Source organism: Krasilnikovia sp. M28-CT-15, from assembly GCF_047159595.1.
Classification (GTDB): Bacteria; Actinomycetota; Actinomycetes; order Mycobacteriales; family Micromonosporaceae; genus Actinoplanes.
Window position 1 is genome coordinate 2,001,749 of sequence record NZ_BAAGAK010000001.1, and the last position, 14,701, is coordinate 2,016,449.

Genomic DNA, 14,701 nt, shown 5'->3' on the forward strand with positions numbered 1-14,701 from the left:
CCAGGTCCGTGCGATCACAACCGGTACCGTGCGGGCATGTCCGCGCCGCTGTTTCTCGTCGATGAGCTGCCCGCGGGGCAGACCTTCACGCTTGCCGGTCCCGAGGGGCACCATGCTGCCGACGTGCAGCGGTTGCGGGCCGGTCAGGCGCTGATCCTGGCTGACGGGCGGGGCGGCGCGGTGGCCGCCTCGGTGTTGCGCGTCGGGCGCGGCAGCATCGATGTCGCACTCGGCGTGCGGACCGTGACCCCCGCGCCGGACCCGTGCCTGGTGGTGGTGCAGGGGATCGCCAAAGGGGACCGGGGTGAGCTGGCCGTGCAGGCGATGACCGAGGTCGGTGTGGACGAGATCGTTCCGTGGGCCGCCTCCCGGGCCATCGCCCAGTGGCGCGGCGAGCGGGGTGTCCGCGCCCGGGAGAAGTGGGTTTCCACCGCCCGGGAGGCCGCCAAGCAGGCCCGCCGCGCCTGGCTGCCCGCGGTCGGCGGCCAGCCGGACTGCTCCACCCCGCAGGTCGCGGCGCGGATCTCCACAGCGACGGCCGCGTTCGTGCTGCACGAGGAGGCGACCGACCGGCTCAGCGCGGCGAAACTTCCCGACTCCGGCGACATCGTGCTGGTCGTGGGGCCCGAGGGCGGCATCGCCGATACGGAGCTGGGCCGGTTCGTGGCCGCGGGCGCGGTGCCGGTGCGGCTGGGCGACTCCGTGCTGCGTACCTCGACTGCCGGGGTGGCCGCGCTGGCCGTGCTCGCCACCCGCCTGGGCCGCTGGTGAGCCGCGGGTCCCGGTGGCTGCTCAGTCGCCGTCCAGCAGCGCCTGGCCGCGTGGAGACAGCCGGTAGCCGACCTCCAGGCTCTCGGTCAGCCCCAGCTCCTTGAGGCGCCGCACGTCGCGCTTGAACGACGCCAGGTCCGGATAGCCTGCGTCGGCGAACAGGTCCGCGGCGCGGGTCGCCGGGCGCGCCGCGACCAGCTCCAGCACGGTGCGGGTCCACGGGCCGCGGCGGGCGCCGCGGTCCATCCGCTCCAGCGCCGCCGCGACCGCGGCCAGCCCCGACACGTCCGCGCGCAACGCGATCCGCGGATCCGCTCCGGCATACGCCACCTCGATGCGGTACAGCGGGTTCGCGGGATCGCCCGGGATGTCGGCGCGCAACGCGGTCACGTCGGAGTACCCGGCCGGCGCGGTGTCCTGCGGCGGCACGTCGGGCACGCGGGTGACCGCGCGCACCTCGATCAGGCCGATCATCGTGCGCAGCCGGGTGCCGGCGCGCACCCGGGCGGTACGCCAGCGCCGGAACACCACCGACACCCGGCCCGTACGGATGCGCTCGAGCGCGTCCTCGCGGAACAGCACCCGTCCAGCGTAGGGCGGGCCGGGGTTCGCGGTGGCGGCTACACCCGGCGGGCCGTGGCCAGCGCGGTGTGCACGACGAACTCGATCGTTCCGCCGTGGCATCGACCACCTCGACGACCGAGGGGAGGGCGGCGTCCCGCTCGCAGCCAAGCACACGCGAGCCGAACCCACCGGCGGCGCAGCCCCTGGTCTCTGCCGCAACCGGCTGGTCATTTCGGGGCAGTGCCGAGCAGGCGGCCGGGGGCGTCGTACGTGCGCGGCCGGAACACGACGTCCACCAGGCCCGCCCGTCCGAGGGCGGCGACGTACTCCTGCGGGGTGAACAGCTTGAGCACGTGCTCGTCGGAGAAGTGCCGAACGCCGGCGCCGACGTCGCCGACCAGGTAATGCATCGTCATGTGCGAGAAGCCGTCGTGGGCCGCCGAATGGGTGAGGCGTACGACGGTGCGGCCGGGCGACTCCACGACTGTCGGGCGGAGGCGGTCGACAGTCCATTGTTCGGGCGTCAACCACGGCTCGATCAGCAGGACGCCGCCAGGGTTGAGGTGGCCGGCCATGGCGGCGACCGACCGCTCGAGCTCGTCCACGGAGCACACGTACCCGATCACGGAGAACAGACACACGACCGCGTCGAACGTGCGGCCGAGCCCGAGCGTCCGCATGTCCGCCGCATGGATCGTGACGTCCGGCAGCTTGCCTTGCGCGACGTCCCGCATCGCCGGGGACAGCTCCGCGCCCTCGACGTCGCCGAAGCTGTCGCGCAGGTGCCGCAGATGCTCGCCGGTGCCGCAGCCGACGTCCAAGACGCTTGTTGCCGCGGGATTCCGGCGGTGCAGGTCCTCGACCACCTCGCGCGTCTCCGCGGCGTAGTCCTTGTCCTGACCGGCGATGTGCAGGTCGTCGTAGATGGCTGCGGCGTCCTTCTGATAATTCACCTGCGGTCCCCTCTATCCGAGCCAGAGCGCGTTCGTGTATCGCTCACCGTTGACGATCTCTTCGACGCCGTGCAGGATGCCGGCGCCCTCGAAGATCAGGAGTCGACCGGTCGCCGGATCCACCCGCTCGATCCGTTGCGGGATTTCGAGGAACGTCTGGCCACCGGCATAGTCGTCGTTGAGGTACAGGATCGCGGCGAACCTGGTATTCGGGAAGAATCGATCGAGGTGCGCGTCCTGCCGGGTCCCCTCCGGCCAGCTCACGACCTGGCTGGCCTGAATCGACGCGTCCTCGCCCCACTCCCGGGCGATGGAGTCGACCACCAGGCGTCCTATCGCGTTCAACGTAACTTTCGAGTCGGAACCGTCCGGCAGGTCGTGGGAGTTGATCAGCCGGAAGCTCCAGAAGCCGACCTTGTTCTTCCACCCGTACGTCTCGATGTTGCGCCGGTAGAAGTCCACCAGCGCGCCACACGTCGCCGCCGGGACGGCGTCGTCAATCACGGTCCATCGCATCGCGCTCGCCCTCCTACAGGGGTCGGTCAGTAAGTGCCGGTCGCATTCGTGAAGGAAAAGCCGATGCTGTAGCGCACCCCGGCGCGCACGTTGCTGACCGCATGAAACGACGCCGGCCCCATCGCCATCACCGATCCCGAGTTGAAGCTCGGAACGATCGTCCGCACCCGGTCCTCGGGAGCTTCGCCCGCGAAGATGCCCAACAGGCCGCCCGAGCCGGCGTCCACGCCGGGAGACAGGTACGCGATCAGGCGATGGGTGAAGAAGAAAGGGTGGGCGTCGGGGTCGGGGAAGTAGTCGTTGTGAATCTTGATGCCGTGACCCGCCGGGTACCGGTTCGCCGAGACCGAGAACTCCCGTTTGAACCGGGCGCGGAACAGGCCCTCGACGCGCTCCCGCAGCGATAGCATGAGGCCCGGCGTCAGCGTGCCGGCGATGGCGTCGGGCGCGCCGTCCGCATTCCAGTAGAACGCCCGCCGGGGCGGTGCCGCGCGGTCGCACTCCTGCCAGGTTCGCGTCGCGCGGATCCACTCGGCCAGCGACTTCGCCACCTCGGGGCTGAACACATCCTGCACCAGACCGTGCGGGAACGGCTGGTCGAACATCGACACGCACTTCATCGTCCTGCTCCTCCGCTCAGGATTTCCCACCAGTCCGGGCCGTGCATCGTTTCCAGGTCCGCTGTCGCCTCCGCCAGGCCGGCGAGTCGGGAAGCCGCGTGGCGCTCCCATTTCGCGGCCACCACGCGATCGCCGTCGAGCATCTCTGCGTCGCCGCCCACCGGAATGCGCAAGCGCATCGGTCCGGCGTTGCGCAGGTGGAGCTCGATGCGGACGAGACCGTCGTCGTCGCAGTCCGGGTCGTGGCTGACCGTGGCGGCGGACGTGAGCCGGGTGATCTCGGCGGAGCGCCGCAGTGACGCGAACCTCGACTCGAAGCCGTCGACCGGGTGGACGAGGCACACCGACAGCAGGAAGGCGAGCGCGAACCGGGCCTCGTCGACCGTGTCCGGCACACCGGGACGGCAGATCGCCGCCACCGTCCACGGCACGCGCGCGTGCACGGATTCGACCCCGCTCGGCACGCGGCCGCGAAGCCGGTTCGCGAAGCCGAGGACGGTGGTAATCAGGTACCCGCAGATCGCTAGCGGCTTGTGAAAGGTGGCCACGGACTCCACCCGCCACGGCTCGCCGAACGCCGCCGTCTCGCGCACGTCGAGGCACCCGGGCGTCCCATCGAGCACATCCCGGAGCAGGCGGGCGGAACCGGCCACGTCGAGAATCCCGTCGGCGACAGCGATCGCCGCGGAGTGCCCGTTGCGGGCGGCCACCGCGAGTTGAAATGCCTTGGCGGCCGACCCGAAGCTCGCAGCGTGCCCGCCGGTCGCCGTTGCCGCCAAGAACGCCGCTGCGCCCATCCGTTCCGCCGGCAGGCCGAGGATCCGGCCCACGCCGACCGCGACACCGATCGCGCCCAGCAGGCACGTGGGATGCCGGCGCGCGTTGCGCAGTGCCCGCCCGGCCACGTCGCCGAAGACGCACATGGCCTCGTGCCCCACGCCGTACGCGGTGACCAGGTCCGCACCGGAGCACCGGCCCGAGGCGAAGTACGGCAGCAGGGCGGGGAACAGCATGGCGGCGGGATGACCGTGCGACCGGGGGTGCACCGGGTCGAAGTCCCCGGCGTGCGCGCGCAGCGCGTTGTTCAGCGTGGACGTCACCGGGTCGGTCGTCGTCACGTCCCAGATGTCGTCGGGCGATGCCGCGGCGCAGCAGGCCAGTACGTCGAGCAGGCTGCGTTTGCAGTCCTCCCGTACCACCGTCGGGAGGTCCGAATAGCCGGCACCGACGGCGGCGTGGAAGACCGCCGCGACCTCGGGTGCGGAGCTCACGGCACGACCGCGCAGTACAGCGGGATCTCGTCGGTCTCCAACCCGTCGACGAGCCGGCGCGCGTCGATGTCACTGAACCCGCCGACCGCCGCGAACGGAAGGTCGAGTGCGGTGCTGGCCAGGTAGAGGTTCTGCATCACGTGGCCGGCCTCGATGAGCGCGTACCGGTAGCCTCGGTTGCCGTACTTGCAGGTCGTGCGCTTCATAGACGCCGACAGCAGGAGAACCACGCGGGGCGGCTCGTCCACGCCGAACCCGAGCAGCAGCTCGACATCCCGTTCACGTACCGGGTCTCCGAACGTCAGCAGGGCGTTGTCGAACGGTGAGTACACCGCGGCGCTGCGCGCGACGTCCGCGACGTTCAGGGGCAGTACGTGGCAGTCGAGGGGAAATCGTGCCCCGGCGGACGGGTAGTGGCGCCGGGATCCCGGGGGCGCTCCGGGTTGCTCGCGCAGACCGAGGCTCCAGCCGAGCAGGTCGGCGAGTTCCTGCACGGCCACCGGCTCACGGCGCGGCCGGCGGTCCGTACGGCGGCGGGTCAGGGCCTCGGTCAGGCTGATGCTCAGCGGCCGGGGCGGCGGCAGCGGCGTGAGCGGCAGCCGGCCGGGTTCGCGTACCGCGATCGCGGTCCATTCCGCGGGCCACGTGGCGGGATCGGCGAGCCGCAGACGGTCCACCTGCCAGCCTTGCAGGGAGCTGACCGCGTGGAACTCCTCGTACTCGACCATGGTGTGCTCCTAGAGGAAGGGGTGCGGCAGCGGGTTGAGGTCCTGCTCGCCGACCGGCCGGCCGTAGCTCAGCAGCCGGGTTGTCCATCGGCGGTCGGGTTCGCAGAGGTGCATGGGTTGCAGGCCGGGAACCAGAACCTTCACCACGATGGCGCCCATATCCGCGATGTCCGGCGTGGTGACGTCGCAGACCAGGATGTCGCCGCCCGCCTGGGCGATGCTCCGGACCACCACGTCGATGGCTGGCTCGCCGGCGCGGGGCTGGTTGGTCACGGTCTCGGCCTCGTCCAGGTAGCCGAGACGGCCGGCCATCTCCGGCTGGATCCACAGGAACGCCCGCTCCGCACCTGACGCGATCCGGCTCGGATCGTCCAGCAGGCCGGCCGCGACGCGGCGCGCGGTCTTGGCCCGTCCGCGGATCGGTCCGCGGAAAGTGGCCGCCTCCAGCAGCGCACCGACGGCCGCCTCGGCGACGTCGAACGCTGCCTTCGAGCCGAACGTCGCTGCGGGCATCCGGCCGCCGGGATCGCGCACGCGAGCCGCGATCACCGGCACCGGAAGGTCGAGTGCGTAGTCGAACAGCTCAACCTGCAGGTGGTAGCGCTCGCAGTCGGCCACCAGGCGGTCGACCTCGGACGAGCCGAGGCTCGCGGGTGTCAGCCGTCGGGGCGTCAACCCACGGTAGTGACGGATCATCGTGGCGTCGCGCTCGACCACCTCGAGCAGTCCCCGCAGCACCGCCGGGCCCGCCGCGGTTCCGGCCGCGCAGCCCGTGGTCAGCGGATCGCGCAGGACCGGCTCGCCCGGCAGGAACGCGTACGGCAGACGGACCAGCTGCGCCGGCACCAGGCGCGACGTGCCGTCCACCAGCGAACGCGCCGTGGTCCACGCCAGTCGGCTGGTCCGTACGCGAGCGCGGTCGGTGTCTCCCGAGTGATGACTCAGCGAGGCGGGGTCGAGCGCGGGGACGCCAGCCGAGCACAGCTCGTCGTAGCGGGCCACGGTGAGCTGCGCGGCGTCGTAGATGGACAGGCAATAGCGTTCGACCGCTTCGAACAGCGCGGACGCCGCCGCCGTGTCGTGGTCGAGGGACCGGCCGGCCTCCGCCGGGAACGTCCGGTACCCGCCGGAGGAGAACGCCGCGGTCGGCATCAGCTCGGCGCGGTACATGATTGTCTTCGGTTCGTCGTGAGGCCAGTCGTCGCGCTGCCGCACCGTGCGGACGACCCCCACCGCGGGATCGACGAGGGCACGAAAGTACGGAGCCGCCACGGTCACCGGTATCTCCGGGGCGAGCAGGTCCGCCACGGTCACCGGGGCGCTCACCGGGACACCGCGCAGGTCGGGCACGCGGGCACGGAGATCACTCGGTGCTTGACGATCTCCAGTGCACCCAGCTCGAGGCGTACCACCTGCCCGAGGGTGACGGGCGGCGCACCAGCCGCCGCCTTCCCGACTTCGCTCGCCAGCAGAGTCAGGGAGGCCTCAGCGGCGAGTGGCCGGGCGGCGCCCTGCGGGGCCGGTGTCGCCTCAGAGCCGAGGAGCGACTCCGGTGGCCGGGTCTCCCGACCTGCTTGCAGGCGCGCCCAGTAGCACTCGAAGCAGGGCGTGCGGCCGGGAACGGTCCACGGTCCGAGTTCGGCGTTGGCGCCGTAGACCCGTACCGTCAGCGATTGCCGTCGCAGGCTTGCCTGCCTGCGTGCAAACGCGAGCGCACCGGCGATGTCGAGCCGGTCGTCCAGCCGGACCGCAATGTCCGCGACGCTTTCCTCCACCAACTCGACGGTCGGTGTGGACGCCACCAGGGCAGCGAGTCTCGCCGCGTCTGCATCGCTCCCGTCGAGGTGCACGCGCATCCGCTCGGGCGCGGACACCGTGCCGCGTTGCCGCTCCCCCGAGATGAGGATGCCGCGGTTCGTCAGCGCGCTGAGTACGCGCCGCCACGTCTCGGGATCGCCGGACCGCCCGTCCTCGACGGCGTCGCGGACCGTGAAAGCTTCGGCCCCGAAGCGCCGGTAGAGGGACGAGAACATCAAGGCGGGTACGCCGCGGAGCATGCTTCCGCCGCCGAGGTCCGCCAGATAGACGGCGACCTCGCCGTCCCGATCCTCGACGGCGACCCCGTCGCGCAGCCGCAGCAGCGAGGTGGGCGGCGTGTCCTCCGTGGTGGTCATCAGGCGGGCTCCTTCTCGGTTTCCGGATCGGCTTGCGGTGCCGGGACCCGCCGGCCGAATGCCACGAACAGGACCGTGCAGACCGCCAGGAGCAGGCCGCTGAGCCAGAACGCGGAACGGACGCCGAGCGCCTGCGCGACGTAGCTGGCGACAATCGGCCCGGCGGCGCTGCCCAACTGCAGCGCCGTGTTGTTGAGCCCCATGGCCACGCCGCGCTGCTCCTCGGCGGTCAGGGCGATCAGGTACAGCACCAGCAGCGTGCTGATCTCGCACTGCACCGCCGAGTACACGAGGTAGGCGGCGGCGGTCTGCCAGAATCCGCGGGTCACCGCCATGACGGCGAGCAGTCCTGCGCTGGCCGTCAGCACGACCAACAGGATCCCGCGGTAGCCGAACCGGTCGGCGAGCGCGCCCCAGGGCACACCGAGCAGCAGGGCGAGAAGTCCACTGAGACTGGACAGCATACCGACCGAGGCGGCGACGCGTGAGCTGTCGTGGTCGGCCTGGAACAACAGCAGCGGCAGCGCCAGGCCGAGCATCGTCGTCGCCGTGACGGTCAGTACGGTCAGTAGCAGCGGCATGCGCATCGCGCCGGTCATGGGGCTGGGCCCCAGCGCGTGCAGCCGGTTCCGGACGTCGGCGGTGGTGGCCGTCGGCACGAAGTTGCGGACCGGCAGGATGAGCAGGCCTGCCAGCGCCATGCTCCCGGCGGCGGCGAAGAAGGCCGCATCGAAGCCGCCGAATGCCACGAGGAAGCCCCCGAGGGCAGGGCCCAGCAGCGCTCCAGCTGCCCGGCACACCGACAGCGACGACATCGCCTTGCCGAGGTGCGCCTGGGACGCGGTCCGGCTCACCAGCGAGAACGCCGCCGGCACGTAACCGGCCACCAGCCCGTTGAGCAGCCGTACAACGATCAACGCCGTGACGGTGTGTGCGAGCGGGAAGAGGGCGTATACCACCGCGAGCCCGACGGCGGAGCGGAGCATCATCGGCTTCGGGCCGTACCGATCGGCCAGCGCGCCCCAGACCGGGCTGGACACCGCGCTGACGAGGAACGACGTGCCCAGGACCACGCCGGCGGCGCCGATGTTCGCCTCGCCTCCGCTGAGGTGGATGAGGTACAGCGGAAGGATCGGCAGCATCAGGTAGAAGTTGGCCGAGCTGAACAGCACACCCGCCGACACCAGCAGCACACTCCTGGTGTCCCTCATCGCGCACCTCCGCCTGAGGTCTGGAGGAACTCGGTCACCCAGCTGATCAGTGCGGCCTGGCTGGACGCCCTACGGAACTGGTGGCCCTCACCGCGCATGATCTTGAGCTGTACGTCACCTCCGGCCGCCCGGACCAGCTCGGCCATGCGATTGGCCTGCCCGACCGGGACGATGGGGTCGAGCTCTCCATGGACCAGCAGCAACGGGACACGTACGGCGGCGGCGTTGCATGCCGGAGACACGCGTTGCAGGAACTCCCGGTCGTGGGCGAGGGAGCCGTAGGTGAGCTCGCGATGCGGACGCCGGTGCGGGGAAGTGGCTGCCAGGTAGCTGAGTGGATCACTCACTCCGGACACGACGACGGCGGCGGACCACGCGCTGCCGCCGCTGGTCAGGCCGAGTAGAGCCTGGTAGCCGCCGAAGGAGTAGCCCACCAGCGCCGCATTCGCCGGGTCCAGGCCGAGCCGCGCGAGGCTGCCGTGCACCGCGTCGAGGTCGAGCTGGGCGTCGACGTGCCGTACGCCGTCGTCGAGCCCGTAGTAGCGCTTGCCGAACCCGACAGACCCGCGCAGGTCGGGGGTCACCACGGTCACGCCGAGCCGGCGCAGGGCGCTTATCAGAGGATAGTGGTCCCACCGCCACTGCTCCTCCGGCCCGCCGTGCAGGATGACAACGGCGGCCCCGCCATGCGGTTTCCCGGGCCACACCAGCGCGGGAACCCTCACCAGGTCCGGCGCCACGACCGTGCTACGCCAGGGCTTGCCCAACTCTTCGGCGTGCCGTTCGGGCGTCAGCAGTTCCGGCGGCGCGTCCGTGCTCAGCCGCCATACCGCCGCGGGGCTGCGGGGTGAGCTGAACGTGCAGTACAGGCGTCCTTCCCTGTCGATCACCGGGCGGCGTGGTGTACGGACCACACCCTGTTCCGGGAGCCGGTACGCCGCACCGTCGAGGTCGGGACGCGTGATGCGGGACTGACCTTCGACGTTGTGCCACAGTAGAGGCGTGTCGTTCGCGAGCCGCACGTCCATGTCGTGCTCGGCGGCCCACAACTCTTTCCAGATCCCGGTCTGCACGTCCACCGACACGATCCGGGCGAACTCGCGGTCCACGTTGGTGCAGATCAGCAGTGTGCCGCCGTCGGGGCTCCAGCACGGAACGCCCATAGCGGCGGGCGCGGCGTGCGCGATCAGCTCGAGCGGCGCCTCCGGACTGCCGACGGCGCAGACCACTAGTTCGGTGTCGAGCTTGCCGTCGGCGACCCGCAGCAGCGCTGCGTTGGTGCCGTCCGGCGACAGGCTGCCGTTGAAGATCCAACCGCCGCCCCGATACACCTCCGTGCGGTTCGCGCCGTAGGCGTCGAACCGGAACACGTCGACAGCGCCGGCGTTCGTGCTCGCCACCGCGAGCAGGATTCCCGCGTCGATGTCGAGGTCGAGCACCGCGCCGCCGGGCAGCGGAAGGTCGCCGTCGGACCTCCACCACCCCCGATCGTCCCGTACGGCGCGCACCACCCGTTGGCCGCCCTTCGCGTCCTCGACCACCACGAATGCCCGGCCGCGGCGGTGACGCAGGGTGCCACCGCGTACCGTCTCGTCGGCGAAGGTGGCTATGCAGGCCGACCGGCGTCCAGCGCGGACGAACACCTGCGAACCGTTGTCGGCGTGCCGCACCGCCAGCAAAGCCGGCGCCGCACCGTCGGTGTCGGCGTCGAGCAGCTCCCAGCTCGGAGGCAGTACGTCGATCATGTTGGCCTTCCCGTTGCTGACGTCGCGGAGGCCCTGCGGGCGCCGGCCCTTCCCGGGCCGGCACCCGCAGGAGGGGGTCATTCCGTCACCGGGCGACTACTCGGCACCCCAGAAGCTGGCGCCGTTGTCGCTCGAGGGGTTCTCCACCGCATGGCCGGCGAGCGTCTCGCTGGTCGGCTGGGTGGTGATGACGAAGTCGGCGAAGTCCTGCTCGAACTCCGGGGTCTGGTCCTGCATCTCATGCTCCTCACTAGGTGGCCAGGAATGCGGCTCCGGAGACCTCCGAACCGCTGCCTCCCGAACGGATCGCGCGCTCCGCCGATCTGGCCCTTCCACAATCGCCGTTGAGCACCTCGTCGAGCCCTCACTTCCGCCCACCGCCCAAGTCCCGTACCCCTACTGCCATTCGTGCAGGTCACGGCGTTGCCCGAAGCTCGGGCACGGAAGTCGTTCCGGAGCTCCCGCACCGTGCGAGCGAAGATCCCGCACACCTCAGGCGGTTCCGGTAAGGAACGGTCAAATCAGCCTGCCCGGGTCTCAGATACCGTGGCAAGCCGGACAGGACCAGGGAGAGGGGGAGCGAATGTCCAACGTCGACGAGAACGCCATCGGACGCCTCGTTCGCGACCGGCGTCTCTCCCTGGGTCTGAGCCAGCGGGCCCTGGCCGGCGCCACCGGACTGAGCCTCGGCACGGTCCGAGACCTGGAACAGGGCCGGACTCGCCGGCCGTACCCGTCCACGCTCCGCCTGCTGTCCCGGTCCCTCGACCTGGAGTTCCCGCGTACCGCCGAGGCTCCGTCCGGCGATGAAGGTGCGGGTGGCGGCGCGGCGCGGGTGCTGATTCTGGGCACCATGGAACTGCACGTCGACGGAGCTCCGGTGCGGCTCGGCTCCGGCAGGTTGCGTACCCTCATCGCCTGTCTCGCCCTGAACATCGGGGAAGTCGTCAGCCGGGACACCCTGATCGACCTCCTCTGGCGCGAAACGCCCGCGGTCAACGCGGGGGAACGCGTCGCCGAGTACATCCGCAAAGCGCGGGAACTGCTGTCGCCGAAGGCGCCCGCAACCGGCCCCATCGATCGCGTCGGCCGCGGTTATGTACTGAAGCCCGACGGGTGTGACCGTGACGCCGACGACTTTCTGAGGTTGTGCCAGGACGGCCGCGCGGCATTGGCGGCCGGCCGGCACAGCCAGGCCGTCGACCTGATGGCCCGGGCACTGCGGCTGTGGCGCGGCGAGGTGCTGGCCGAGGTCGACGCGGTCAAGGATCGACCGGAGATCGTCATGCTGCGGCGGCGCCGCAGTGGCGCCGTGCACGACATCGCCGACGCCCTCGTCGCGCTGGACCGGCAGGACGAGGCGCTCGCATATCTCGAGGCGGCCACCGCACGTGACGCGTTCGACGAGGCCATGCAGGCCCACCTGTTGCTGACGCTGGCCCGCTGCGGCCGTCAGTCCGAGGCGCTCGTCCGGTACCAGCGCTTCAGCCACCTACTCAGCCGGGAGCTCGGCGTACGGCCGAGCCCGGAACTGGTCGAGGCCCACCGGCGCATACTGCACCAGGATCTGGGGCCTGCTCCCGCCACCCGGGCGCCGTCACTGGTGGCCCCGCGGCAGCTTCCGGCGATCAGCCCGTTCTTCACCGGACGGCACCGCGAACTCGGCACCGTGGTCGAACACGTCGAACACCACACCACCACCGGCCAAGACGTCGGCGCGGTTCCGGTTGTGGCCATCGACGGCATGGCCGGCGTCGGGAAGACCGCGTTCGCCGTACGGGCGGCGCACCACCTGGCCGCTCGGTTCCCCGACGGCCAACTGTTCGTGGACCTGCACGGGTACAGCGCGGACCGTCTTCCTCAGGACCCGTACCAGGTACTCGAGGAGTTCCTGCACGCGCTCGGCGTCGCCCGGTCGCTGATTCCGGCGGACGCCCAGGCCCGAACTTCCCTCTACCGCGACCGGCTCGCGGGCACCCGTACGCTGCTGGTCCTCGACAACGTCTCAGCGGTCGAGCAGATCCGCCCGCTGCTGCCGGGCGCCTCCGGCAGCCTGGTGCTGGTGACGAGCCGCCGACGGCTCACCTCCCTGGACGACGCGTTCCCGCTCACCCTGGACGCGCTCCCCGACGAGGAGGCCATTCGCCTGCTGGGCGAGATGGCGCCCCAGCGTCCGGACGGCGGCACGCACGACCTGGTGCACATCTGCGGCGGGCTGCCGCTGGCGTTGCGCATCGTCGGTGCGCTGCTGCGTCAACGGCAGTGGCTGACGCCGGACGAGGTGGCCGACCGCCTCCGCCGCAGCCTCGCGGGGCCGGATCCGCTGTCCGTCTTCGACGACGGCGACCGCAACCTGCGGTCCGTCTTCGAACTCTCGGTCGAGGCGTTGGGCGAACGGGAGCAGAACATGCTCGGTGCCCTGGCGCGCATACCCGGGCCCGACATCGACGCCCACGCGGCCGCGGCGTTGGCGGACACCGACGTACGCTCGGCGGAGAACCTGCTCGCCGCGCTTGTCGATCACAGCCTGCTGGTGGAGAACGCGCCCGGGCGCTTCACCCTGCACGACCTCATCCGCCTCTACGCGGCCGGGCCGGCCGCCGACGACGGCGCGACAGCTCGGCTGCTGGCGTACTTCGACGACGCCGCTCGGCGTGCGCATTGCGTCCTGACGCAGGCCACCGCGGCCGCCGAACCTCGGGATCGCGCCCGGTCCTGGATGAAACGGGAGGCCGCCAACCTCCTGGCGGTCACCCGGCTGGCCGCCACCGTGGGCGATCACCGCCGGGTCACGTCGCTGGCCGACTCCTGCTACGAGTTCCTGCGCGTACACGGCCCGTGGTCGGACGCCCTGGCAGTGCTCTCGGCGGCCGTCGACGCCGCCGACGAGCGCGGTGACCCGGTCACCGGCGCGGTCGCCCGGATCCGGCTTGGCGTCATCAAGCGGCTCGTCGGTGACTGGCCGGGTGCCGTGGCGGATCTGCGTGACGCGACGCGACGCCTGACGAGGATCGGCGATCCGCCGGAGCTCGTGACCGCGCTGCAGGAACTCGGGGAGACCTACCGGCTGCAGGGTGACTTCACGCGCTCCGAGCAGGCGCTGCGCGCGGCGCTCGCGCTGCCCGCGCCGGCCGGCGATCGGCTGGGCCGGGGCAGGACACTCACCAGTCTGGGATCGCTCGCGCTGACCTGCGACAGCGACCCGTACGCCGCGATCGGGCTCCTGGAGGAAGCCATCGACATCTATCGGGCAGGCGCCCATCTCGAGGACATGATCAATGCCTCGTGCTACCTCGGTGACCTGCACCGCGCACTGGGCAACTACGCCCAGGCCGAGCGGATCCTGGAATCGGCAATGGCCGACGCACGCGGCATCGACGACCACCTCGTCCAGGCCAACGTGCTCGTCCGGCTGGGCTACCTGCGCCACCTGCTCGCCGAGCCAGCCGCGGCCGATGCCACATTCCGGGAGGCACTCGATCTGTACCTGCTCCGCGGAAGCCGGGTCGGCGAGGCGAACACTCTGGTCTACATCGGCGTGAGCCAGGCGGCCAGAGGCGAACATGCCGACGCCGTGGAGATCCTGCGCCGGGCGTACGAGATCTACCGAGCTCTCGGCAACGACCGTGGCAAGGCGATAGCGCTGATGTACACGGCGCAGTCGACGCGTGAGGAAGGCGATCCGGCCGAGGCCGCAACCACCCTCGCCACCGCCATCGACCTGTTCCACAGGGCCGGCGACACCATCAACGAGGCGTATGCCCGCAGCATCGAAGGGTCATTCGCCCTCGCAGACGGCGAACTGGACGCAGCCCTGGTCAGCTACGGCCGAGCCCGGGAGCTGGCACACCGCAACGGCAGACGCGTACTGGAAGCGGCCGCCCTGCACCGGATGGGCAAGGCCGTGGCGGCGAAGGGGGACACCGCCGAAAGCGCCGCCTTACTAGAGTCCGCGCTCGTCATCTACCGAGAACTGAACTCCCCGGCCGTCAGCGCGGTCGAGGAGGATCTCAACCCGCGTTCAAGCCGGTTGATACCTCGACCATCGAAGGAGCTCACGGAGGCAAGCGTCGGCACCCGGCAGGCACCTCCAGTGCCGCACGTCGCGTCAGCGGCTCTTTGATCTGGATGGCCAATTCGTCAGTGTG

The 14,701-nt window shown here is 71.0% G+C and carries 13 protein-coding genes; 2 read left to right on the forward strand and 11 right to left on the reverse strand.

The annotated features are described in order from the left end of the window. The first annotated feature begins 36 nt into the window (after window positions 1-36). Window positions 37-771, forward strand: a complete 735-nt coding sequence (locus ACMCNO_RS09535; protein ID WP_412749039.1) for a 16S rRNA (uracil(1498)-N(3))-methyltransferase — start codon at window positions 37-39, stop codon at window positions 769-771. A gap of 21 nt (window positions 772-792) precedes the next feature. Here the strand turns inward: ACMCNO_RS09535 and ACMCNO_RS09540 are convergent, their stop codons facing one another. The 11 genes from ACMCNO_RS09540 to ACMCNO_RS09590 all read right to left on the reverse strand — a co-directional run bounded on the left by ACMCNO_RS09540 (window position 793) and on the right by ACMCNO_RS09590 (window position 10,790). Further along, window positions 793-1,353 (reverse strand): hypothetical protein, encoded by a 561-nt coding sequence (locus ACMCNO_RS09540; RefSeq protein ID WP_412749040.1) that lies wholly within the window; start codon window positions 1,351-1,353, stop codon window positions 793-795. A gap of 209 nt (window positions 1,354-1,562) precedes the next feature. Beyond that, window positions 1,563-2,288: a class I SAM-dependent methyltransferase gene (locus ACMCNO_RS09545; RefSeq protein ID WP_412749041.1), complete on the reverse strand. Its 726-nt coding sequence runs from the start codon at window positions 2,286-2,288 to the stop codon at window positions 1,563-1,565. A gap of 12 nt (window positions 2,289-2,300) precedes the next feature. Then, entirely contained in the window at window positions 2,301-2,804 is a 504-nt protein-coding gene (locus ACMCNO_RS09550; protein WP_412749042.1) for a 2OG-Fe(II) oxygenase, read from the reverse strand. A 26-nt stretch (window positions 2,805-2,830) separates the two neighbouring features. Then, the gene (locus tag ACMCNO_RS09555) at window positions 2,831-3,415 is read right to left on the reverse strand and encodes a 2OG-Fe(II) oxygenase (RefSeq protein WP_412749043.1); all 585 of its coding nucleotides are present in this window, start codon (window positions 3,413-3,415) and stop codon (window positions 2,831-2,833) included. Between the two features lie 5 nt (window positions 3,416-3,420). Then, window positions 3,421-4,695 carry an MmgE/PrpD family protein gene (locus tag ACMCNO_RS09560; RefSeq protein WP_412749044.1) on the reverse strand — a complete coding sequence of 425 codons (1,275 nt, stop codon included), beginning with the start codon at window positions 4,693-4,695 and terminating at the stop codon, window positions 3,421-3,423. Next, window positions 4,692-5,423 carry a SagB family peptide dehydrogenase gene (locus ACMCNO_RS09565; RefSeq protein WP_412749045.1) on the reverse strand — a complete coding sequence of 244 codons (732 nt, stop codon included), beginning with the start codon at window positions 5,421-5,423 and terminating at the stop codon, window positions 4,692-4,694. The genes ACMCNO_RS09560 and ACMCNO_RS09565 overlap by 4 nt, the downstream gene beginning before the upstream one ends. 9 nt (window positions 5,424-5,432) lie before the next feature. Beyond that, complete coding sequence (locus ACMCNO_RS09570; protein WP_412749046.1) at window positions 5,433-6,749, reverse strand: YcaO-like family protein; 1,317 nt, start codon at window positions 6,747-6,749, stop codon at window positions 5,433-5,435. Beyond that, the gene (locus tag ACMCNO_RS09575) at window positions 6,746-7,597 is read right to left on the reverse strand and encodes a TOMM precursor leader peptide-binding protein (protein WP_412749047.1); all 852 of its coding nucleotides are present in this window, start codon (window positions 7,595-7,597) and stop codon (window positions 6,746-6,748) included. Before ACMCNO_RS09575 ends, ACMCNO_RS09570 begins: the two co-directional genes overlap by 4 nt. Beyond that, complete coding sequence (locus ACMCNO_RS09580) at window positions 7,597-8,808, reverse strand: MFS transporter (RefSeq protein WP_412749048.1); 1,212 nt, start codon at window positions 8,806-8,808, stop codon at window positions 7,597-7,599. The genes ACMCNO_RS09575 and ACMCNO_RS09580 overlap by 1 nt, the downstream gene beginning before the upstream one ends. Next, entirely contained in the window at window positions 8,805-10,553 is a 1,749-nt protein-coding gene (locus ACMCNO_RS09585; RefSeq protein WP_412749049.1) for an alpha/beta fold hydrolase, read from the reverse strand. The genes ACMCNO_RS09580 and ACMCNO_RS09585 overlap by 4 nt, the downstream gene beginning before the upstream one ends. A 96-nt stretch (window positions 10,554-10,649) precedes the next feature. Continuing rightward, window positions 10,650-10,790, reverse strand: coding sequence for a hypothetical protein (locus ACMCNO_RS09590; protein ID WP_412749050.1), 141 nt, complete (start codon window positions 10,788-10,790; stop codon window positions 10,650-10,652). A 346-nt stretch (window positions 10,791-11,136) separates the two neighbouring features. On the opposite strand from ACMCNO_RS09590, the gene ACMCNO_RS09595 reads away from it, so the two are divergent. Next, window positions 11,137-14,676, forward strand: a complete 3,540-nt coding sequence (locus ACMCNO_RS09595) for a tetratricopeptide repeat protein (RefSeq protein ID WP_412749051.1) — start codon at window positions 11,137-11,139, stop codon at window positions 14,674-14,676. The last annotated feature ends 25 nt before the right edge of the window (window positions 14,677-14,701 follow it).